This window comes from Chryseobacterium viscerum (assembly GCF_025949665.1).
Classification (GTDB): Bacteria; Bacteroidota; Bacteroidia; order Flavobacteriales; family Weeksellaceae; genus Chryseobacterium; species Chryseobacterium viscerum_A.
This window is the reverse complement of sequence record NZ_JAPDFT010000001.1, coordinates 2,372,364-2,394,994: the sequence shown is the minus strand read 5'-3', so window position 1 is coordinate 2,394,994 and position 22,631 is coordinate 2,372,364. Positions and strand designations below refer to the sequence as shown.

General features: G+C 36.8%; 17 protein-coding genes. 3 read left to right on the top strand and 14 right to left on the bottom strand.

From position 1 onward, the window contains the following. Window positions 1–44 precede the first annotated feature (44 nt). From OL225_RS10845 to OL225_RS10780, 14 genes are all read right to left on the bottom strand, one after another. Window positions 45–947, bottom strand: coding sequence for an alpha/beta hydrolase (locus tag OL225_RS10845; RefSeq protein WP_264518257.1), 903 nt, complete (start codon window positions 945–947; stop codon window positions 45–47). A gap of 50 nt (window positions 948–997) precedes the next feature. Then, window positions 998–1,339 carry a cupin domain-containing protein gene (locus tag OL225_RS10840; protein ID WP_213278808.1) on the bottom strand — a complete coding sequence of 114 codons (342 nt, stop codon included), beginning with the start codon at window positions 1,337–1,339 and terminating at the stop codon, window positions 998–1,000. 147 nt (window positions 1,340–1,486) lie between these two features. Next, window positions 1,487–2,218 (bottom strand): rhamnogalacturonan acetylesterase, encoded by a 732-nt coding sequence (locus OL225_RS10835; protein WP_213278809.1) that lies wholly within the window; start codon window positions 2,216–2,218, stop codon window positions 1,487–1,489. Window positions 2,219–2,355: 137 nt separating this feature from the next. Continuing rightward, window positions 2,356–3,324 (bottom strand): pectinesterase family protein, encoded by a 969-nt coding sequence (locus tag OL225_RS10830; protein ID WP_264518256.1) that lies wholly within the window; start codon window positions 3,322–3,324, stop codon window positions 2,356–2,358. Window positions 3,325–3,515: 191 nt separating this feature from the next. After that, window positions 3,516–4,427, bottom strand: a complete 912-nt coding sequence (locus tag OL225_RS10825) for an alpha/beta hydrolase (protein ID WP_264518255.1) — start codon at window positions 4,425–4,427, stop codon at window positions 3,516–3,518. 160 nt (window positions 4,428–4,587) lie between these two features. Beyond that, window positions 4,588–6,255, bottom strand: coding sequence for a glycoside hydrolase family 28 protein (locus OL225_RS10820; RefSeq protein ID WP_264518254.1), 1,668 nt, complete (start codon window positions 6,253–6,255; stop codon window positions 4,588–4,590). Between the two features lies 1 nt (window position 6,256). Further along, on the bottom strand, window positions 6,257–7,012 hold the full coding sequence (locus tag OL225_RS10815; RefSeq protein ID WP_264518253.1) for a rhamnogalacturonan acetylesterase: 756 nt from the start codon (window positions 7,010–7,012) through the stop codon (window positions 6,257–6,259). 172 nt (window positions 7,013–7,184) lie between these two features. Further along, window positions 7,185–8,825, bottom strand: a complete 1,641-nt coding sequence (locus tag OL225_RS10810; RefSeq protein ID WP_264518252.1) for a glycoside hydrolase 43 family protein — start codon at window positions 8,823–8,825, stop codon at window positions 7,185–7,187. 50 nt (window positions 8,826–8,875) lie between these two features. Further along, window positions 8,876–10,135 carry a glycoside hydrolase family 105 protein gene (locus tag OL225_RS10805; RefSeq protein ID WP_213278815.1) on the bottom strand — a complete coding sequence of 420 codons (1,260 nt, stop codon included), beginning with the start codon at window positions 10,133–10,135 and terminating at the stop codon, window positions 8,876–8,878. A gap of 11 nt (window positions 10,136–10,146) precedes the next feature. After that, window positions 10,147–11,145 (bottom strand): DUF4861 family protein, encoded by a 999-nt coding sequence (locus OL225_RS10800; protein ID WP_213278816.1) that lies wholly within the window; start codon window positions 11,143–11,145, stop codon window positions 10,147–10,149. A 49-nt stretch (window positions 11,146–11,194) separates the two neighbouring features. Beyond that, window positions 11,195–12,592 (bottom strand): polysaccharide lyase family 1 protein, encoded by a 1,398-nt coding sequence (locus OL225_RS10795; RefSeq protein WP_264518251.1) that lies wholly within the window; start codon window positions 12,590–12,592, stop codon window positions 11,195–11,197. A gap of 58 nt (window positions 12,593–12,650) precedes the next feature. After that, complete coding sequence (locus OL225_RS10790; protein ID WP_264518250.1) at window positions 12,651–13,673, bottom strand: pectinesterase family protein; 1,023 nt, start codon at window positions 13,671–13,673, stop codon at window positions 12,651–12,653. A gap of 82 nt (window positions 13,674–13,755) precedes the next feature. After that, window positions 13,756–15,570 carry a RagB/SusD family nutrient uptake outer membrane protein gene (locus OL225_RS10785; RefSeq protein ID WP_213278819.1) on the bottom strand — a complete coding sequence of 605 codons (1,815 nt, stop codon included), beginning with the start codon at window positions 15,568–15,570 and terminating at the stop codon, window positions 13,756–13,758. A 12-nt stretch (window positions 15,571–15,582) separates the two neighbouring features. Next, window positions 15,583–18,603 carry a SusC/RagA family TonB-linked outer membrane protein gene (locus tag OL225_RS10780; RefSeq protein WP_264518249.1) on the bottom strand — a complete coding sequence of 1,007 codons (3,021 nt, stop codon included), beginning with the start codon at window positions 18,601–18,603 and terminating at the stop codon, window positions 15,583–15,585. Window positions 18,604–19,482: 879 nt separating this feature from the next. Here OL225_RS10780 and kduI point away from each other — a divergent pair. Genes kduI through uxaC form a run of 3 tightly spaced genes read left to right on the top strand, consistent with a single transcriptional unit; the run spans window position 19,483 to window position 22,526 of the window. Continuing rightward, on the top strand, window positions 19,483–20,319 hold the full coding sequence (gene kduI / locus OL225_RS10775) for a 5-dehydro-4-deoxy-D-glucuronate isomerase (RefSeq protein ID WP_213278821.1): 837 nt from the start codon (window positions 19,483–19,485) through the stop codon (window positions 20,317–20,319). Between the two features lie 8 nt (window positions 20,320–20,327). Then, complete coding sequence (locus OL225_RS10770) at window positions 20,328–21,110, top strand: gluconate 5-dehydrogenase (RefSeq protein WP_264518248.1); 783 nt, start codon at window positions 20,328–20,330, stop codon at window positions 21,108–21,110. An 18-nt stretch (window positions 21,111–21,128) separates the two neighbouring features. After that, window positions 21,129–22,526, top strand: a complete 1,398-nt coding sequence (gene uxaC / locus OL225_RS10765) for a glucuronate isomerase (RefSeq protein ID WP_213278823.1) — start codon at window positions 21,129–21,131, stop codon at window positions 22,524–22,526. Window positions 22,527–22,631: the final 105 nt, after the last annotated feature.

Below are 22,631 nucleotides of genomic sequence, written 5' to 3'. Positions count from 1 at the left end.
ACGCCCTTGCGTTTTTCCAATATATTTTAATTACCCATTACTTATTACTTATTGATTATGGCTTTAAGCCAGTCTGAGCAAAGTTTTTTCCAGTTATCCGTCAGTTCAGATTTATTCGTAATTCCGATTTTATGTTCACCTTCAGCGAAAATAAACATTGCACCTTTTACTTTGTTTTTAATCATTTCCTGATAGTATAAAATACTGTTCATGACAGGAACTGTTTTATCATTTTGAGCATGAAATAAAATCGTGGGTGGAGTTTTTTCCGTTACCCGGTTTTGCATTGAATATTCTTTGATTTTTTCAGGAGAAGCATTTTCACCCAGAAGGCTATTGCGGCTTCCGACATGGGCAAATTCTCCTAAATCAATAACCGGAGAAATCAAAATTGCAAAATTGGGAATAGTTGGAATTGAAGTCCAGTCTCCTTTTAATTCCGTATAATCTGTAGGAATATTACTCACAGATGCAGCCAGATGTCCGCCTGCGGAAGTTCCGATAACGCCAATCTGTTCTGGTGAAATGCCGTACTGCCCAGCGTTTTTTCTAAGATATTTTATAGCTGCCTGAATGTCCTGTAACGGGGCAATTTCTTTTTGTTTCAAGTCTGGAGAAGTCGGCAACCGGTAATTTAAAACAAAGGCCGAAATTCCTTGAGTATTGAACCATTTTGCGATCTGGTAACCGCCTAAATCATAAGTAAGTTTATAATATCCTCCACCGGGAATGACGATTACAGCCATCTGTTTCCTATCTTCCCTTGGAGGTAGAAAAGCAAAAAGTTCGGTCTCTTTTATCTGTATGATTCTTCCGTCTTTTTCTTCCGTTTTCAATGGTAATCCTTTGGAGTTCGGCATCTGACCTTTCGGCCAGACCCTAATTTTCTCCTGTGCAGATAATTGAAGAGTTAGGGAAATTAATAAGAGGAACGCAATTTTTTTCATAGCAAAATAATTTAGCGAAATGCTTTTCTAAATCTTGAAGATTTGATTTTTTAATCTTTCAGGAAATCTTCTCTAAAAGGAGCGAAAGCATCAATTAATTGTCCTGCTTCCAGACATTTTACTCCATGGAAAATATTCGGCTGCGCGAAAAATCCGTCACCTTGCTGTAAGATCTTTGTTTCACCATCAACCATCACTTCAAACTTTCCTGAAGCAACATAGGTGATCTGAGAATGAAAATGCTGGTGTAAAGCTCCAATGGCATCTTTTTCAAACTTTACAATCACCATCATTACCTGAGAATTATACCCCACAAACTGTCTGGAAACTCCTGCTCCTAAATCTTCCCACTCTGAATTACCATCGAAGAAGGGTTCTTTTCTGAATTTCATTTTTTATGTTTTTGATTTTTTAACTAATTTTTTTTACGCTTAGTTTGTCATTTGGACGAAGGAGAAATCTATCTGAACTTCATTCGTAAGTCTTCAACTTGTGTTTTTGAATGACAAACTGATTTTTTAATTATCAGGATTGAAGAACTATTTAATATATTTCTCTAACCCGATTTTTAAACTCTTCAAATTCTTCAGTGCTAATTTTGCAACTGATTCTGCGCCTAAGGTTGATAAATGAGTATCATCGTCTTTTCCTTTTGGATAGTAAGGATTTTCTCTTTCTTTATAATGCAGATGAAGTTTTTTTGAATTTTCAGGACCGTAAGAAATTTCCAGTTGTTCTGTCAGTAACTGCATATCTACAAACGGAACTTTCAGATCATTGGCCACCATTCTTACTACTAAAGGATATTCTTTATGGGTATCAATCAAAACTCCGTTTTCATTGAAATTTCTTCTTACAATAGAAGTCATCAGAATGGGGGTTGCTCCTTTTGCTCTGGCTTCATTTACATACCTTTCCAGGTTGGCTCTATATTGTGTATATGGATTGGTGAATTTCGTAGAATCTTTTAATTTCTGGTCGTTATGTCCAAACTGAATAATGACAAAATCTCCTTTTTTCAGCTGTTTTTCCACTTTATCCCATCTGCCTTCAGTCCGAAAGCTTTTTGAACTTCTGCCATTCATCGCATGATTCTGAATTTCAATTCCTGTTAAAAATTGTGGCAAAACCTGTCCCCAGCCATGTTCTGGATTTTTATCCGGATTTTCTTTGTTGGCCATAGTAGAATCACCGATGAGGAATAGGGTTGGTTTTTGTGCGAATGTTATTATTGATAAAAATAATAATAGTAAGGTTAGCTTTTTATTCATTTTTAAATTCATTTAATTAAACTTAAAAATGCTTTGACTTTGCTCAGTATAACACGGGTAAACATTACGTCATTTAAGCGAATATTAAAACAGTTGGTATTAGCGATGTCATGCTGAGCGAAGTCGAAGCATCTCAATTATTTATTTGGATTCCATCCATCAAAAATTTTTTCAAGGGTATAATTTTTCAAATCCTTTTTCGTCACCTGATGCGACCAGCTTACTCGTTTGGAGATATCTCCTCCTTCGCCTTTGCTGCCGGATTCTGCATAATAAGCGGTCCTTTCTTTATCAGGAAACATTTTGTCGCCTTTCCATGGATTCCAGCCTTCGGGAAGGATGTGTTTTCCCATTTCAGTGTTAATGAAAACAGTTCTGGCGTAAGGTCTCCAGGGTCTTCCCAAATAAACTTTTGTGATGCCTTCTTTTGCACTTAATTTACAGTCGAAAAAAACAAAACCATACGGTCTGCCGGCTTCTGTAGCGGCTGCGGTAATATAAGAATCGGCCAAACTTTTAATGGTGCAGTTCTTAAAAACAACGGTTGCCTGTCCAAAAATGAAATCAGTTGTTCCTTCAATATAGCAGTTTTCAAAATATTGCCTGCTATGGTTGGTTGCGGAATAAATGGTGTCCTGACAGCCCAGAATATTTGAGTTTTTTATCACAAAATGGTCTCCTTCCACATGGAGAGAAACCGCCTGTCCTTCATTGCACGAAGAATTTTGAATTGTCAGATTACTGATTTTAATATCGTCACCCATTACCAGTAAAGTATAGGAATTGAAGGTTGTCATTTTTTCATTAAAAGCATCCGGTTTCCCTGAAAAATCATTATTGCTGATAATGGTACTGCCTTTATTTTCGCCTTCTAAGGTAATTTTATGTTTTGAAGAGGGAATAGTCACTTTTTCATTATAGATTCCGGATTTAATGAAAACGAAAGCTTCTGCAGGCCCTAAATCTCTGATAGAATTTATGGCTTTCTGAATGGATGTGAAATCTCCGCTTCCGTCTTTGGCTACGGTAATTTTTATGTAAGGATCATTTCCCGCAAAGAGAAAATTTGCCGTCGATATGAACAGAATTAAAAATAACTTTTTCATAAACTGGATTATTGTTTTTTAATGCAAAGATTTTTATGAAACCTCATAATTTTTAGAAAGCAAAGGCGAATAAAATTTACTTCGTGAAGCTGTGACGATAACTTTACTAAATCACTTCGTTGATTCATCCTTGCTCGCTAAATATTCATTAATATTAAATTAAATCTTTGCGTTTAAAATCATAATTAATACTATTTCAAAACTTTATTTAAAAAGTCAATTGTTAAATTCAAAGTTTCTGTAAACCAAGGTTCTGCCGACCAGAAAGAGTGCGGAGTATCTTTGATTTCATGAAATTCTGTCGGAATATTATAACTCTTTAATTTTTTCATCATATCGTCTCTTCCTGCATGAAAACGGGGTTGAGAGCTATTAATGAAAAGGGTAGGAGGTGTATTTTTATCCACATATTCGAGAGGTGAAGCTTCTTTCCAGATTTTTGGATTGTCTTTTTGTGGATACCCCAGCCAATAGGCATCGTAAGTTCCTTCTTTTCCGGATTCTTCATGAACAAAAGAAACTACGCCATCTACATTGACGATAGCCTGTAATTTAATATTTTTCCTGACTCCGACTAAAGTAGCGATCTGAGCTCCGGCAGATTCACCCAAAACCGCCATTTTCTTTTTGTTTAATGAATATGTTGAATGGTTTTTCTTTAACCATTGTATACCTGTTTCAATGTCTTCAACTCCGGCAGGGTATTTCGCGACATCAGCCAACCGGTATCCGATAGCAATCACAACGTATCCGTTTGAAGCCAGTTCCATCGCCATAAATTTTTCATTTTCCTTACTTCCGGAGATCCAGCCACCGCCATGTACCATTGCAATTCCCGGATATTTTTTTGACTGATCGAGAGGATAGTATACATCGGCTTTTAAAGAAATTCCGTTGATATTGGCATATTCTACATCGTTATCTATTTTGATATTTTGCGGTACAGGTCTGTCAATGGGTGTGATAAAAGGATATTTTTTCTTAAACTTTTCAAAAGTGCCTTCGTTGGTGTAAGGAGTGGCATTCGGTCTCTTTACCTGTCCAAATGCCATTGTCCCTACAAAAAAAATAGAAATATAAGTATGTTTTTTGCTAAAATTCATGTTATCAAATTTTAAAATTTTGAACCATTAAGAATATTAAAGGAGTTAAGTTTAATTAAGAAAATCATTTTGATTTTAAGTATTATTCAAACCAAAGCTCAGCTTAATATTCTTAAAGACTTAATCAATCTTAATGGTTTTATCTTATCCTTGATGCATTTTATTTAACTGCGTTTTTTGCCACATCTTTTCCGATGGAAAGTGAATTTTTATCGGATGTCACTTCTTTAGGAACCAATACTGCTCCTGTTTTGCTTCCTAACACTTTCACAACAGGCTTACTGGCAGATTCAAACTTCACTGTTGAAAGGTTGATGTTTTTACTGTTGTAAATGGTTGCTCCCGTTCCTTCTGAATATTTCAGTTTTACATTTTTCAATTGAATTCCGTCTGCGTCTACGATGGTTAATGCTTTTCTGGTATTAAACTGTGAATCTTCAATGACTATATTTTTAAGATTCATTTCTGCTAAACCGAATAACGTAATGGCTTCATCAGAATTGACGGCATTGATATTTTTAAAGAAAATATTTCTGAAAACAGGTGTTTCTTCTGTTACCGGATACACTTTTTCCGGCGCTTTGTTGCCTTCCTTCTTTTGGCCATCCTCTAACACAGGAGAGGCTCCTTCATAGAACATATTGAAACCAATGGTCTGTGTCGGAATATTAATCATGTCAATATTTTTAATATAAATGTTTTCAACAATTCCGCCTCTCCCGCGGGTTGTTTTAAAACGAAGACCGATATCTGTTCCGATGAAGGTACAGTCGGAAACATGGATGTTCCTTGCTCCGCCGGACATTTCACTCCCGATAACAAAACCTCCGTGACCGTGGTATACGACATTGTTTTTGACAATTACATTTTCAGTGGGTATTCCTCTTTTTCTGCCATCCAGATCTTTTCCTGATTTTATACAGATGGCATCGTCACCCACATCAAAAGTATTATCGTAAATCAAAACATTTTTACATGATTCGAGATCTACACCGTCCCCATTTTGTGAAAACCATGGATTTCTAACCGTAAGATTTCTTAAAATAACGTTGGTACACATCAATGGATGAAGATTCCATGCCGGGGAATTCTGGAAGGTAGGTCCGTCTAACAACACTTTATCACAACCGACTAAACTTACCATTACCGGACGAAGAAAATCTTTAACTGTCGTTAATTCATCTTTAGAAATTTTATCGGGGACATTGAAACTAGAACTGCTTTCAAATCCTTTTTTATAACTTTCTGAAGGGAACCATGTTTTTCCGTCTGCAGATAATAATCCGCCAGATTTCACTATATTTTTCCATTCAGATTCTGAAACTTTGCTTTTTTTGATGGCTCTCCACGCATCACCGCTTCCATCAATTACCCCTTTTCCTGTGATGGCAATATTGGTTGCATTTTTCGCGGAAATAGGAGACTGGCAGCGAATGGTGTTTAATCCTTCAAAACTTACGTCGACCAAAGGATAATCTGCTTTATCTTTACTGAAAATGATGAAAGCACCTTCTTCCACGTGAAGGTTGATATTGCTTTTCAACTCAATGGGACCCGTTAACCACATTCCGCGGGGAATAACCAATTTTCCACCGCCTTTTGTACTAAGGTCTTCAATTGCTTTTTTGAAAGCTTCCGTATTTTTTACATTTCCGCCTGCAATGCCACCATATTGTGTGATAGAAACGGTGTTGGCTGCAAATGAAGTTTCTGCCACCTGAGGCATTTTAAACTCAATGTTTTTATAAATATCCAGGTTCTGAGCATATGTTTGTCCTGAAAATATCATGACTGCAGCTAAACCGATAATTGTAAGAGACTTCTTCATTTTATTTTTTCTGAGTTTTAATTACTTTTTTAAATTCCTGGTAAACAATGGAGGCCATTGCTTTTGCGCCTTCCGGCTGAAAATGGGTATTGTCTTTTTGACCCTTCGGATAGGCTTCATATACATTCTCAGGGAGATTCATGAAATAGTGATTCGTTGTAAAGTCCTGTCCTTTCTTTGTAAAATATTCCATGGATAATTTGTTTAAATCGATGTAAGGAACATTCATTTCTTTAGCAATTTCAATGGGTGCCTGAGCATATTCTCCGTGTACATTTTCCAGTTTGCCGTTTTTCCATGGATAATTTCTGGCAACGGGTGTTAAGATGATAGGATTTGCACCTTTTTGTTTTGTCTGCGTTACAAATAATCTTAAAAATTCTTTATATCCTTCAATGTTTATATACCGCTCTGTATGCTTTTCAGAACCGTCATTATGACCAAACTGCATAATGACGTAATCGTTCGGCTGCAAATGTTCATACACATATCTCCATCTTCCTTCCTGAAAAAATGTTCTGGTACTTCTTCCGCCATGCGCTCTGTCAATAACAGCAACAGAATCTGTTGTAATTGCGGGTTTCAGAAAAGCCAGACTGTCTTTTGTAAAATAGGGCTGAAAAACCTGTCCCCATCCGGTAATCGGGTAGCGGACTTTCATATAATCTTTTCCCGGTTCGTAATCTCCGGTATAATCTGCCATTGTGGAATCTCCGATAAGATAAATATGGGTGACCTTTTTATTGTGTTTTGCCATTGTCTTTTGGACGTTGTTTTGTGATTGACAGGCAGACAACAGCAAAACGACGAATAAAAATGAAACTATACTATATCTTTTTTTTGTCATTGATTTTAATGAATTAGGCTCTAATTTTATCAAACCTAACAGGTTTTAAAAACCTGTTAGGTTTCTATATTGTTAAATGAAATTAATTTTTAGTAATTCTGAACCAGGCAAAATCTGCATAGCCACCACGATTTGCTTTTTGTGTGCTTACAGAATACAGGCCGACTTTTGCCCCAATCCATTTTCCGGGTTTCGCCTGGAATACATCGCCCACTGGGGTGAAATTTTTTCCGTTTTCACTGTAGCTGAACTGGCATAGGCCGTTCGGCTCACTTACATTTACTTTTAAATAGACTTCGTTTCCTTTTAATTTTGTTTCAAACAGAACCTTCTCTTCACCTCCTTTATCTGCTTTTTCGGCTCTTCTTAACTGAATATAAAATCCATCGGGTTTATTGGTAATCACAATTGACTCATGATCTAATCCCATTACTAATAAACCTGCAGTTTTGCCTTCTTTAGCATCTTCGGGAGTTAATTTTACTTTGGTAGAAGCTGCAAAATTCGGGGCAGGGAATTTTTGGGTTAACAGATTCGGAACATTCCATAGATTTTTTTCACCTTCAGGAACTTTTATTGAAAATAATCTTAAAAATTTCTGTCCGGGAAGTTTAGAAGACCACACGATATTTTCGTTGGCGCTCCATTGCCATTGAATTCCCAATTTCGCTTTATCAAATTCATCTGTTTCAGGAGGAGTAGCAACAGGGTAGGATTTTCCCACGTTTGGTTTTTTATAGGTTAAAACCGGTTCTCCGATTCCGTTTTTATTATTATCGATCCCGATAACAGGCCAGTCTTTTTCCCACTTCATTGGTTGTAAGTGAACGATTCTTCCGCCCGTATCCACATCCTGAAAATGATAGAACCAATCTTCCCCAGAAGGTGTATCTACCCAAGCACCCTGATGCGGTCCGTTGATTTTTGTTGATCCCTGTTCCAGCACTACTTTTTCTTCGTAGGGTCCGTCAATATTTTTTGATCTTAATACCAATTGCCAACCGGTTGCTACACCACCTGCAGGAGCAAAAATGTAGTAATAACCGTTTTTTTTATACATTTTCGGACCTTCCACTGTTGGATGTGCATCGTGGCCATCGAAAATGTGAACTCCTTTATCGAGGACTTTTGTTCCTTCGGGATTCATTTTGTTAAGAGTCAGAATACTTTTCACCCCGGCGCGGCTTCCTGCCCAACCATGCACTAAATAAGCATTTCCATCCTCATCCCAAAACGGACAAGAGTCGATTAAACCTTTTCCTTCCATTACCAAAATAGGCTTCTCCCAGGTTCCTATCGGATCTTTAGTTTTCACCATGTAAATTCCGAAATCGGGATCGCCCCAATAGATGTAAAATTCACCTTTGTGAAATCTGATACTGGGTGCCCAAACTCCGTCACCTCTTTTGGGTGTGGAAAAATGGTTGTTTGGAAGTACATCAGGAAGTGCATAATTCACCAGTTTCCAGTTGACCATATCTTTTGAATGAAGAATGGGCAGCCCTGGAGCTTCATTGAAACTTGAAGCGGTCATATAATAATCTTCACCAATGCGAATAGCGTCCGGATCAGAATAATCAGCGTATAAAACCGGATTTCTGTAACTTTTTCCCTGATCGGCAGTCCAGACTTCGGAAACGTAGTTTTTCTCCTGTGCGGTGAGGTATGTTGAAGCAACTGAAAATAATGTGATTGCTGCTATATTTAAAATTTTTGTCTTCATAAAATCAGATTCATTATTTAGGTAATAGGAATCAGGTTGTGGTTCTTGATTTATTTTTCAAATTCTAAACTTGCCAAAATGAATGGTCCTGTTCCTTTTCCGTCATTTGAACGGACTTCTTCGTTTACATAATATTCGTAAGAACCGTCTCTGTAAGGTTTTCCTCCTAATCCGGCAACGGCACAGCATTTATTTAAATTAACCACGCCGTTTTCATCAACCGTGATTAAATTTTTGATAATTCCGTCGTAACCTTTTTTTGCAGCAGCTTTGTATGATTTTGGAAGATAACCCTCGTTAACCGATTTAATGATCGTATAAACGAACATAGCTGATGCTGTTGCTTCTTCATAATTACCTTTTTCCAAAGGCTTGTCTAGGATCTGGTACCAAAGACCGGATTTTTTATCCTGAACTTTAATGACTGCATCTGCGTAAGATTGTAAGTAAGAAATTAATCTTGCTCTTCCCGGATGGTCTTTGGGTAAATAATCCAATACATCCACCATGGCCATTCCGTACCAGCCCATCGCTCTTCCCCAGAAATTTGGGGAAAGTCCGGTTTCTTTATTGGCCCAGGCTTCTTTTTTACTCTCATCCCAGGCATGATAAAGAAGTCCTGATTTTTTGTCTAAAAGATTTTTCTGAACGGAATCAAATTGGAAAACAATATCGTCATATGCTTTCTGAGCATCTGCATTTTTGATAAAATCTTTCGTATAGTGCGTGTAGAAAGGCATTCCCATATAAAGGCCATCCAGCCAAACCTGGTAAGGATAGATTTTTTTATGCCAGAAAGATCCTTCATCGGTTCTTGGCTGCCCATCGATTTGTGAACGTAAAGTTTGAAGTGCCTTCAGGTATTTCTCTTTTTTCTCTTTTTCATACAGGTAAAGAAGAACATTTCCGCTGTTGAGCATGTCAATATTATATTTAGAAAGGTCGTAGGTAAGGATTGTACCATCTTCTTTAATCAGGTCTTCACCAAAACCGCTGATATAGTCGTAATATTCTTTTTTGCCTGTTTTTGCATATACTTTTTCTGCACCGTCCAAAACTATTGCTGACGGATAGGTCCATTTCGGACTTTTACTGAAATCAAGCATCCACGCTTTTGGGAATCTATGCATTTCAGAAAGCAGCATTCTTTCTGACCATTTCAAATTGGAAGGAATTATTTTTCCTGATTTTGAAGTTTCTGTTGAAGTTTTTGCTGCGGTTACATTTTTCGTTTGAGCACAAGCGAGGAACATTCCTGAACCTAGAATGACCACCGCATATGCTTTTATTGTATTATTAATGAAATTCATGATCCTAAACTTTAAAGTTGATTATTTTTATCTAAAATTTCCAGTTTTTTATCTAAATCCTGATAAAATGCTTCTTCTGTTACCAAACCGTTTGGTTCCCATGACCAGGCTCCCAAAAAGTAATAAGAGACATTCTTTGTTTTCTTGAAAACTACAGTATGCGTTGATTTTATTTTTACATATTTATCAAAACTTTCGAGAGAATAGAAGATAGCCATGCCCAGATTATCATCTTTTTTCGTTTCGGTTTGATTGCCGTAAGAAGCAATGTAGCCCCATTTCTTATTTTTACTGATTCCCTGTTTTAACGGGATATTTTTAAAAGCAACAATTCCTGTACATAATCCTGAAATGGTATTGCTTAAGTTTAAATCTACTTTTACAAACCTATCTCTGTTGAAAATCGTCAGTTTTGACTGTAAATCGATGGGATTTCCCCAGGTTTTCCAGCCTTTATAATCGATAGATGCGTAAGACTGGTCTTTTTCATTAACAACTTTTACGGCTGTATTTTTTACAATTTTAAAAGTTTCAACAAAATCATTTTGTTCATCATATCTTCCATAAGAACCGATGCCGATTGTACGTCCGGATTTCAAAATGTCCTGTCCCCAGAAGGCATCGTGATGATAGGATTCAAAGCCGTCTTGTCCGACTTCAGGTAAAACCAAAGTGTTTACTTTTTTACCGAAAATATCCGTAGCGTTTCTCCAGTCCAGATATAATCTGTAGCCGATCTGGTTGTTTTCCAGTCCGATACCTTCATATCGGATATAGTAAGAATGATCGGTATGAGATTCAGGAAGAGTGATTTCCTGAACATTTTTGAAAGTTCCTCCAATGTACTGATTATCTTCCCATTTTCCTCCTTCTTTTACGGAAAGTTCCGCATAGGAAAAGGGAGCTTTTGGATTTTTCTTAATTTTTTCAATTACAGAAGTCTGAGCCAGAGAAAATGCTGAGCTCAAAAATGCTCCTGCTATTAATATCTTAAACAAGTTGAATTTCATAATATCTCTTTTTTAGATAACTGGTTTTTTAAACTAAAAGTTTTCATGGTTATTGGTATTGTCTTTCGGTTATTTTTTTAACCAGATCGTTAAAATATACTTCAATATTATCGTAGTTTTTATCCAAATTCCGTTCGTTGGAATTGGCAACTTTTGGATTTAATTTATTCTTAATTTCCCATTCATCAGGCATTCCGTCGTTGTCTGAATCGGGTAGGGGTTTTCCTCTTTTTAAATCCGGAAATCCGCCGACATCTTTTTGAGAATCTATGATTCCGCTGGAACTTCCTTTTGAACCGCTGTAAGTGAAGCTTCCGTTTTTTACATCTTTTAAAACATGTAAATCCACAGCATCCCTTACTAAACTGGCACCGCCGATCTGTAAAATTTTATCATAAGCTGCTTTTGCAGGATCAGTTTTTACATTATTCTGAATATCATGAGGCTTGTTGATTTTTATTTCATTTTTATCTTTTTCCATCAGGTTATAAGAAGGTTTCATCTGTGCGAAAACTCCTTGTGCCCAATTGTCTTTTGTTACTTCTGCATTTCCTTCAATCACATTTCCGCTGATGTAATATTTCCCCCAGATATTGTAAACTTCTGTCTCTGGTTTTTCATTTTTATCAATGGCAACAATTCTCTGTCTGGTCATGGTTGCAGGTCCAGGTTTGTAGTAATTATTAACCATATTTACGTTCATTCCTTCACCACCGTAGATATTGTTGTGTCCCCAGTTGTAGATCACATTATTTCTGAAATCGGTAAGATCGGTCAGGGCAAATTCACTTCCCGCATATTCTCCCAATCTCGGGTTTCTGCTGTCGTGATGAGCATAGAGATTATGGTGAAAACTTGCAAATTTTCCTCCTGCAATTCCGCCATATCCGTGAGCGCCTTTCCGGTGAGCAGAATTTCTTAAACTTTCTGCGATCACGCACCATTGAAGCGTGGTGTTTTCATTCACATAAATGGATACTGTTTCATCTGTTGACCAGCTCATAGAGCAATGATCAATGATTAGATTTTTGACAAATCTTGCCCCTAACGCATCGCCTTCAAAATTTTTCTGATCGCCCATTCTGAATCGCATGTAACGTATAACCACATTGTCTGCGCCTATGAAAGTTTCGTAATTGGCAACTGTAATTCCATCTCCGGGAGCGGTTTGTCCGGCAACGGTAACATCGCCTTCCTTTATCTTTAAAGGGGATTCCAGATAAATGGTTCCGCCGGTTTTAAACACAATATATCTCGGACCTTTTTGGTCTAAAGCATATCTTAAAGTGCCTTCTGAGCCATCATCTGTTAGTTTTGTTACGAAATAAACCCTTCCGCCGCGGCCACCTGTTGTATATCTTCCGAAACCTTCTGCTCCCGGAAAACTCAAGACTTCCTGAGCATTGGTCAACATTGCAATACCACATAAGGTCCCTATCGTGAACATTTTTTTGAAGTGCTTTTCAAGATTGAAAATTTTTTGGTGTTTTGGATTTGGATTAGGTTTATTTCAAACTTTTTTTGATGTTCCAACGGTCGTTTCCTTTTAAAATAATTTCTGTAGTGTACTTTTTTCTTTCTCCTTTTGTTAATTGATGTGACCACGGAACTCTTTTGGAAATATGGGCTCCGCTTCCTTTTGAGTTGAATTCTGCGTAGAAAGTGGTCTTTTCTGCATCAGGTTTGCTCCAGTTGTGCCATCCTTCAGGTTTTATGGTAGAATTGATTTCGCAATCAATGTAAACGGTTTTTGCAAAAGGTCTCCAGGGTCTTCCTAAATACACTGAGTTTTCTTTGGCATTTCCGATGATTTTTGAATTGATAAAAACAAATCCGAACTCGTTTTCCTGTGGGGTAGAAGCGGCTGTAACGTAGCTTGCCGTTTCTTTAGAATAAATGGTGCAGTTTTCAAAAACGGCAGTTCCGGCTCCGAAAATATAATCGGTTGTACCTTCGATATAGCAGTTTTTAAAGTAATTTCTTGATGGTTTTGTCTTGTCAGTGGAATCCTGAGCTCCTTTTAAGTACAATGTATCCTGATTTCCTAAGAATCTGCAGTTTTCAAAAGCGATTCTGTCTCCTGAAGTCAGTACGGCAACGGCCTGCCCAACTTTTCCTGAGCTGTTTTCAAATGAAATGTTTTTCGCTGTGAAATCATTTGAATAAATAAAAATAGTAGAAGAACCTGTGGTTCCGATATCTTTTCCTTCTGCATTCTTTTTTGAAGCAAAATCATCATACGTAATGTTGGTGTTTTGAGGGTTTTCTCCTTCTAACACAATGGGACCTTTTGTTTCAGGAATGGTAATTTTTTCTTTGTAAACTCCGGGTTTAATTAAAATTTTTGTCCTTATAGAAGAATCATTTTCAATGGCATCAATGGCTTGTTGTATGGTGGTAAAGCTGCCTTTTCCGTCTTTTGAAACCACGATCGTTTTATCGGCAGTTTTAAAAGAAAGAAGGCTTAACAATAGTATCGAAAGTATTGAAATGAAGTTAAAATTTATATTAATGAGAGGAGCTTTCATAAAGGTTTAATTTGATTTAAAATACAGACTTAGCCAAGGCCAAGCCTGTATTCTCAACTTAATATGAATGTATTTTTAATTTCTAGTAGCCGTAATCTTGTGTAAGGTTATAATTGGACATAATGATATCACTGTAAATAGGCAATAATTCTCTTTTGTTGGGCTGGAAATATTGCGCAAAACCTTTTACAGGATCGCTGATATATGTTGGTAACACTGCGGCTCTCCACGCTATTTTAGTATATCCTGCTGGAGTTGCATCCTGAGAAGGCAGATAAAATACCTGGGATTTATCTCCTCCTGTAAAGAAAATATCGATATCATTAATATTTTGCTGTGCCGTTTTTGTAGGGTCGTAAACTGATTTCTTATAATAAAGATTCAATGGTACGTTAGCATACTGACCTGTTCCGTTGGCAAAAGCCGTTAACTTTTGTCTTGTTTCCGTAATTTTAGCATCTAATAAATTCCAGCGGATCAAGTCATATTTTCTGATCCCTTCACAACCCAGTTCCAATAATCTTTCCTGAACAAGATAATTGAAGAACCCATTTTTATCGGTAGGAATTGTTCCAACTTGTCCTAAATTTCCTGTGTAAGCCCTGTTTCTTACCGCTTTTACCGCATTGATGGCATCTGAAGAAGGCGCTCCGTGAAGTTCATTATCTGCTTCAGCAAACATTAATAATACATCTGAAAAACGCAGTAAAGGCCAGTCAACAGCAAGATTTTGAGAAGGTCCTGTTACATTGGTCCATGACTTTCTGTATTTAGAATCTGTGAAAGAAATGGCATTTACGAGTTCAGCCTGATTAGAATTATTCACTTTGAAAATTCCAACGTTCATATCTCTTCTCAAGTCATATTTACTGAATTCGTAGAAATAAGTCGGAAGGGCATTGATTCCTCCTCCGCCTTTCCAGCTGGAGTTGTCATCATGCTTTAAGCCATTATAGTAACCGATTTTACTGTCTGTTCTTGCGTTTCCTCCGAATGCTCCTACACAGAAAATGATTTCGTTGGTGGTGTCTTGCGAGTTTGAATGTAAAGCTTTGAAAACTTGCTCGTAGCTTGGGTTTAAGCTATGTTCACCAGTATGATTCATGATGTCTTTACATTCATCAAGAGCAATTTGATAATAGGTTTGAGGATTGGTTCCCTTCACCATCTGCTGTGGATTTCTTCTTAAAGAATATCCTGCTCTTGCTAGTGCGATTCTTGCTCTTAATCCTTTTACAAAACCTTTGGAAATTCTGGCATTGGTCGTGCTTCCTTCGGATCTCCACGGAACTAAGGTTGCAGCCTGGGCAAGATCAGCAATCATTTTTTCGTAAATAACGTCCCTGTCAGTTTTCGCTAAATAAAGATTGTCATAATCTGCAGATGGTTTGTCTTGAAAAGGTATATCACCCCAGTTTCTGATCAGTTCATAATAAAACTGAGCTCTTAATGTTAAAGCTTCTCCAAGGTATCTGTCCATTAATTTTTTATCAGCGTCAGAACCTGTCTTGTAAACAGGAGACAGCGGAATGTTTTTAATGCAAAGATTGGCTCTTTCAATTCCTGAATATAATTTTAAGAAAGGCTTATTTAATTCTGTATTGGTAGGGCAGGCACCAAATGTTGCGAGACCTCTTCTGTCATTACAGTTGTAATCTCCCGAAGTTCTGAAATCATCACTTGAATGCGGATATATTAATGCTAATCTCTGCCCGTATCCGTCATCACCTGCAAGCTGGCTGTAAACTCCCACTAAAGCGGTAAATGTGTCGGATACACTATCGAATTGCTGAGCTTCTGCAACACTTGAATAGTTTTCAGGTTCAAGATAATCACTACATGAATGGATGGTGGTAAGAGATAGAATGCAACTTATTATAATTATTGTTTTTTTCATGTTAATTTTCAATTAAAAGGTTAAATCAATACCTGTTAAAATAAATCTGCTTCTAGGATATGCAGCGTAATCAACTCCCGGAGTTAAAGGGTTTCTTCTTGTACTGGCTTCAGGATCATATCCTTTGTAACCTGTGATGGTAAATAAATTATTTATCGTAGCATACAGTCTGAAATTTTTGATACCAAGCATTTCCAGTGAGTTTTTTGGCAGGGTATATCCTATTGTAACATTATTCAGTCTTAAGAAAGATCCGTCTTCGATGGCGTAAGAATGAAGGATGTAATTTCCTTGTGGCGGTGTCCACATGGTTGTGTTTGCATTTAGCGCTGCCAAAGCAGTAGGATCTGTAACTTTTACCCCCTGATCATTGAACCATCTCCATCTGTCTGCAACATCGGCAGACATGTTGTTGTCTCTGTATAAATATTGAGTGGTAAACTCGATTTTATTGGCATTATACACTTTGTTTCCGATAGAGAAATTAAAGAATAAACTCATATCCCAGTTTCTGTATCTGAAAGTCTGGCTGAAACCTCCGAAGAATTTTGGCTGTGCATTTCCAAGTTCGGTCTGGTCGGCTGCGGTAATTTGTCCATCACCGTTCAGGTCTCTCAATTTAAGATCTCCCGGCTGGATTGGTTTTGAACCGTTAGCTACAGAACTGCTGCTTGGAACTCCGTTTTTTAATGTATAAGCCTGAGTGGTCGGGTTGAAATCGAAATCACTGATCTCATAGCGTCCTTCAGTTACGTATCCATAATAAGTTCCTACAGGATTTCCCACTTTAGCAATGAAGTCATACAAACTGTTTACCCATCCTGAAGCCACCAGATAATAATCATTTCCTCCCGAAACATTCGCCCCCAGGCTTTTAATAATATTTTTGTTGGTAGAAATGTTGAAATCTGTTTTCCATGTAAAGTTTTCTTTATTGACAATAAGTCCTCCCAGTGTAAATTCCAGACCTTTGTTCTGTGTTTTTCCTGAGTTTTGATACTGATACTCATATCCTGACGTCTGAGGAATTTTTGCTAAGACCAATAAATCTTTTGTATCAGTAATATATCCATCAATGCTACCATATAATCTTCCGTTAAAAAAACCGAAGTCGAGTCCTAAGTTTTTAGATACGGTAGCTTCCCATGTTACGTTTTTGTTTGCCAAAGTATTTCCTGTAGTAGCTCCCGGAGTTACACCGCTTCCGAAGGTATATCCATAGTCGGTGGAAGTCGTGAAGAAAGTATCATAAAGGTAGGCCGGAATTCTGTTGTTTCCTGCAAGACCATACCCGAAACGTAATTTAAGCTCCTCCAGCCATTCTTTATTTTTAAGGAAATTTTCTTCTTTAAGTTTCCATGCTACAGAAACTGCAGGAAAAGTTCCCCATCTATTTCCTACTCCGAAGACATTGGATGCATCTGCTCTTATAGAGGCTGTTATGATATATTTATTATTAAAAATATAGTTTGCTCTACCAAAAAAAGAAAGAAGTCTGTCCGGAGGTAATGCACCGGTTTTGGGAGCATCCTGAATCATCCCTGAAGGTGGAGTTGCAGATTGGATATTAGCAAAAGCCTCATTAGGTGTAATAGATACTGGTAGCCATTTGGTGTATGTACTTGAGGTTTCTCCGTCAGTCTGTACAGTTTCTTCTCCCAATAATAAGTCTAATTTATGACTTCCAAATTTTTGGGTATAATTTAAAGTGTTGGTATTGGTAATTCTTCTGGTCTGGTTTCTCGTTAACTGTACAATCGGCTGATTGTTATTCGATCTTGCGTCACTGGTAACGGTGCCCCAGAACTGATTAATAAAATTATCTTTCTGAACATATCCTACAACACTTCTGAAAGTTAAGTTTTTGGTAATGTTATAATTCAAATATGCATTTAACAATAAATCATTTGTTCTTGCTTCTTTTACTTCGTTATCATTTAAAATTAAAGGATTTACAAGATTCGTTAATGTGGCGTAGTTAGGATCAAAATCATCAATAGGAACAGTGCTGCCTCCTTCGAAAGGTTGATATCTTACAGCGTTTCTTAATCTGTTGGTACCCTGAGATCCACTTGCAGAAGTTCCTGCTCCTGAAATCAGCTGACGGCTGTATCGGACATTAAATCCAACCTTCAGTTTTTTTGAAATATCATAATCATATTTGAAATTAGCCATGCTTCTTCTGAAGCCGGAGGAGAGCATAATCCCATCTTCTTCCACATGATTTAAAGTCAATGAAAAAGCAGATTTATCGGAACCGCCTGTTAAGCTTAAATTATGAGTGAAGTTGAATGCTTCTTTTCCGAAAAGCTCATCCTGCCAGTCTCTTTTCTTTATATTTCTGTATTTCTCAGCAAGCTCATTGAAACTACCATATCGGGTTGTAAATGCTGTAATGTCATCGGCAATACCATTTTTATTGTAAAGCTCATACTGATACATTACAAATTCATAAGGGTCAAGAACAGGAATCGTGTTTGTGATTTTTCTTACCCCTGTGTAACCGCTGTAATTGATTTGAGCACTGGTTTTTTTGCGGCCGCCTTTTGTGGTGATCAACACAACACCGTTGGCACCTCGCGATCCGTAAATAGAGGTAGAAGCAGCATCTTTTAAAACTTCAATAGATTCAATCTCTTTAGGAGAAATGATTGACAGAGCGTTATCCATCTGGATTCCGTCTACAATATAGAGAGGAGCATTACTTTGTGTAATAGAAGTACCGCCCCTTACCTTAATTTCAACTTCAGCGCCAGGCGAACCTTCACTGGCCGTGATCTGAACACCGGCAACTCTTCCCTGAATTGCCTCTGCCGCACTGTTTACAGGCATATCTTTTACTTCGTCAGCCTTTACAGAGCCAACAGCATTGGTAACATCTTTTTTTGAAACTTTAGAATAACCAACCAAAACCACTTCATCAATGTTTTTTTCAGTTTCCTTTTTAGTTTCTTTTTCTTGAGCCGTAGCAAGGACAGGAAGTAGAAAGACAGTTAAATATAACCACTTTATTGAATGTACTCTTTTATCCATTTTGTATCCTTATAGTTTTAATTTTTGGTTGAAAGTTTTTTTCAATCGTTTTGTTTTGTGTGGATTTGTAAAGTATTCTACTGATTTTTAGCGGCAAATATTTTCTGAAAGATTATACACATTTTAGAGTGCAATCGATTGCGTAAATTTTCATGATAAATATCCTGGCTTCTAAACTAATATTATTTTTTAATACACAAAGAAAAAAATATTATTTTTTCATTAATTTGATTGTTGAAAGATAAATGAATTTGCAAAATAATGGACAGTTGTAATGTTATAAATCGCTGTAAATTAATTGTTTGTTAATTTAATCTTAGCTTGGGATATTGATCCGAAAGAAATCAAATTTCTTTATTCTTTATTAATTTAAAGCTTAAATTTTACTTAAAATTTATCCTTTTTTGCACCTGAAAATTTCCCAAAATGACAGTCAAGAATATTTTTTTATAATATTTCTGATTTTTATCATCTTTTCAGATCAATATTTTTAATCAAATTTTATACTTTATATTAATTTTTCTTATTGTATACAATATATATAGTTGTTTTTGTTTATTATTATCAAATCAATATCTTAATTTTGCTATATTGTTTTGGCATAGTTTTATATTTAAAACGCTGTTTAAACATTAAATTTGGTTAATATTATCCATGCAATTTCCTAGATATTTTCCCATTTTTCATATTGTTTTTAAAATTAATAGGCTGTAAATTAGTTATTTATGGATTTGAATTAATTTTTTGTTAACTAATTAAAGAATAATTATATATTTATCCCACAAGTATTTCTATCAGATTTTAGTGTAATTTTATGCAATCGATTACACAATGTTTAACAGGTTTTGATAAAACCGCAAAAGAAAAGTATAAAGTAGTATGTCACAATCAGAATTTCGTTACGCCCATCATCCCGAAGATGTAAAAAAGTATACCACTGAAGATCTTAGGAGGGAGTTTCTAATCAATGATTTATTTAATGAAGATAAGATAAAATTAGTCTATTCTATGTATGACAGGCTGATTGTAGGAGGTATTATGCCTTTAGCACAGGCTTTGAAGCTGGAACCTACGGACGATTTGAAAGCCCAGCATTTTCTTGACAGAAGAGAGTTGGGAATCATCAACGTTGGTGGTGCCGGAAAAGTAACAGTAGACGGTGACGTATATGAGCTAGGAAACAAAGAAGCTTTATACATCGGGAAAGGAGCTAAAGAAGTAGTTTTTGAAAAATCAGGTGATGCACAACCTTATTTTTATATCAATTCAGCGCCCGCACATCATACTTATCCAACTAAAAAAATCACGAAAAGTGAAGCCGAAATTGTAGAATTGGGTGAAGAGAAATATGCCAACAAGCGTACGATCAATAAACTGATTGTAAATTCTGTACTGGAAACCTGCCAACTTCAAATGGGAATGACGGAACTTCACCCTGGAAGCGTTTGGAATACAATGCCTGCGCATACTCACACCAGAAGAATGGAAGCCTATTTCTATTTTGATCTGGAAGAAGGGCAGACAGTAAGCCACTTCATGGGACAACCTGATGAAACGCGTCATATTTTTATGACCAACAGACAGGCGGTATTGTCTCCGGAATGGTCTATCCACTCAGGAGTCGGAACTTCCAATTATACTTTTATCTGGGGTATGGCCGGAGAAAATATGGACTACGGTGATATGGACGGTATCAAAACTAACGAACTAAAGTAATTTTTCCAATGAATTTATTTGATTTATCCGGTAAAGTAGCAGTCGTTACAGGCGGTACTCACGGATTAGGAATGGCAATGGCAGAAGGTCTTGCCGCTGCAGGTGCTGAACTGGCGATCACAGGTACAACACCGTCAAAATTAGAAGAAGCTTTAAACTACTATCATTCAAAAGGGTATAAAGCATCCGGTTATCTTTTTGATGTGACAGACGAGCTGGAAGCCGCTCAGAAAGTAGCTTTAATGGAAGCTGCCCATGGAAAAATTGACATCCTTGTCAACAATGCAGGAATTATCAAACGTATTCCGGCAATCGACATGGAAGTGGAAGACTTTAGAAAAGTAATCGATGTAGACCTTACAGGACCTTTTATCATGTCGAAATTAGTTGGCAAATACATGATCAAAAGAAGATCCGGTAAGATCATCAACATCTGCTCGATGATGAGTGAACTGGGACGTGACAATGTAGTAGCCTATGCTTCTGCAAAAGGCGGCCTTAAAATGCTTACCAAAAATCTGGCGACAGAATGGGCAAAACACAATATTCAGGTAAACGGAATCGGTCCCGGATATTTTGCGACTTCTCAGACAGAACCAATCCGGGTAGATGGACATCCTTTTAATGACTTTATCATCAGCAGAACTCCGGAAGGAAGATGGGGAAATCCGGAAGATCTTGCAGGAACAGCTATTTTCTTAGCTTCTGACGCAAGCAGATTCATCAACGGACAGATCATCTACGTGGATGGAGGTATTTTGGCAACCATCGGGAAGCCTGCTAATGAGTAACAACAGAATCAGATTAGAATGAAACCTTTTATTACAGATAACTTTTTATTACAAAATAAGTACGCAGAAGAATTATACTTCAGATACGCGGAAAAACAACCCATCATTGATTATCATAATCATTTGATTCCTAAAGATATTGCGGAAGACACTGTTTTCGATAACATCTCAAAGGTTTGGATTGCAGGTGACCATTACAAATGGAGAGCCATGCGTACCATGGGAGTGAACGAAAAATTCATCACAGGGGACGCTTCAGATAAAGAAAAATTTGAGGCATGGGCAAAAACAGTTCCGTATACATTGAGAAATCCTTTGTACCACTGGACACATCTGGAATTAAAAAGATATTTCGAAATTGATGAATTGTTAAATGCAGACAACGCATCGGAAATCTACGAAAATATCACCGCTCAGCTTCATACTCCTGAAAAATCAACAAGAGGCTTATTAAAAATGATGAATGTTGAATCTCTGTGCACTACGGAAGATCCTACAGATCTATTGAATTATCACCAGGATCTAGCAAAAAGCGATTTCACCATTAAAGTAAGTACTGCTTTCCGTCCTGATAAAGCAATTTTAATTGAAAATCACAACTTTGCGGATTATATTTCAAGATTAGGCGAATCTGCCGGAATTGAAATTAATTCCTATCATACTTTATGTGATGCTTTAATCAAAAGAATTGAATACTTCCATGAAAACGGCTGCAGATTGTGCGACCACGGATTAAATAATATTTCTTTTGAAGAAGCTTCACAAGCGGAAGTAAACGCAATTTTTAATGATAAAATTTCAGGAAAAGTAATTGCTGAAAAGCAGGTGAATCAATTCAAAACTGCCATTTTATTATTTTTAGGAGAAGCGTACCACAAATATGGTTGGGTTCAGCAGTTTCATCTTGGAGCATTGAGAAATAATAATGAAAGAATGCACAGAATTCTTGGTCCTGATACGGGATGGGATTCTATAGGTGACTTCGTTCAGGCTGAAACCCTGTCTAAATTACTGAATACATTAGACGGAAAAGATAAGTTAACAAAAACCATTTTATACAATTTAAATCCTGCTGACAATGAGATTTTTGCGACAATGATTGGGAATTTCAATGATGGAAGCATCAAAGGAAAAGTACAGTTCGGATCAGGATGGTGGTTTCTTGATCAGAAAGACGGTATGATCAAGCAGATGAATGCCCTTTCAAACATGGGGTTGATCAGCTGTTTCGTTGGAATGCTGACAGATTCCAGGAGTTTTCTTTCTTTCCCGAGACACGAATATTTCAGAAGAGTATTGTGTAATCTTTTCGGAGAAGAAATGAAAAACGGTGAATTACCTGATGATATCGAACTGATTGGTAAGACCATTTCAGATATTTGTTATCATAACGCAAAAAATTATTTTGATTTTTAAATTTCAAATTAAATAAAAATCTCTCGCAGATTGAGCTGATTATACCGTTTTTTTAACATAATAATCTCAATTTGCAAGAGGTAAAAATAGATTTAAATCATTAAA

Bases quoted from the DNA above. Each gene is read 5' to 3' on its own strand.
- OL225_RS10845 (WP_264518257.1), bottom strand. From the start codon at position 947: ATGAAAAAAATTGCGTTCCTCTTATTAATTTCCCTAACTCTTCAATTA.
- OL225_RS10840 (WP_213278808.1), bottom strand. From the start codon at position 1,339: ATGAAATTCAGAAAAGAACCCTTCTTCGATGGTAATTCAGAGTGGGAA.
- OL225_RS10835 (WP_213278809.1), bottom strand. From the start codon at position 2,218: ATGAATAAAAAGCTAACCTTACTATTATTATTTTTATCAATAATAACA.
- OL225_RS10830 (WP_264518256.1), bottom strand. From the start codon at position 3,324: ATGAAAAAGTTATTTTTAATTCTGTTCATATCGACGGCAAATTTTCTC.
- OL225_RS10825 (WP_264518255.1), bottom strand. From the start codon at position 4,427: ATGAATTTTAGCAAAAAACATACTTATATTTCTATTTTTTTTGTAGGG.
- OL225_RS10820 (WP_264518254.1), bottom strand. From the start codon at position 6,255: ATGAAGAAGTCTCTTACAATTATCGGTTTAGCTGCAGTCATGATATTT.
- OL225_RS10815 (WP_264518253.1), bottom strand. From the start codon at position 7,012: ATGGCAAAACACAATAAAAAGGTCACCCATATTTATCTTATCGGAGAT.
- OL225_RS10810 (WP_264518252.1), bottom strand. From the start codon at position 8,825: ATGAAGACAAAAATTTTAAATATAGCAGCAATCACATTATTTTCAGTT.
- OL225_RS10805 (WP_213278815.1), bottom strand. From the start codon at position 10,135: ATGAATTTCATTAATAATACAATAAAAGCATATGCGGTGGTCATTCTA.
- OL225_RS10800 (WP_213278816.1), bottom strand. From the start codon at position 11,145: ATGAAATTCAACTTGTTTAAGATATTAATAGCAGGAGCATTTTTGAGC.
- OL225_RS10795 (WP_264518251.1), bottom strand. From the start codon at position 12,592: ATGTTCACGATAGGGACCTTATGTGGTATTGCAATGTTGACCAATGCT.
- OL225_RS10790 (WP_264518250.1), bottom strand. From the start codon at position 13,673: ATGAAAGCTCCTCTCATTAATATAAATTTTAACTTCATTTCAATACTT.
- OL225_RS10785 (WP_213278819.1), bottom strand. From the start codon at position 15,570: ATGAAAAAAACAATAATTATAATAAGTTGCATTCTATCTCTTACCACC.
- OL225_RS10780 (WP_264518249.1), bottom strand. From the start codon at position 18,603: ATGGATAAAAGAGTACATTCAATAAAGTGGTTATATTTAACTGTCTTT.
- kduI (WP_213278821.1), top strand. From the start codon at position 19,483: ATGTCACAATCAGAATTTCGTTACGCCCATCATCCCGAAGATGTAAAA.
- OL225_RS10770 (WP_264518248.1), top strand. From the start codon at position 20,328: ATGAATTTATTTGATTTATCCGGTAAAGTAGCAGTCGTTACAGGCGGT.
- uxaC (WP_213278823.1), top strand. From the start codon at position 21,129: ATGAAACCTTTTATTACAGATAACTTTTTATTACAAAATAAGTACGCA.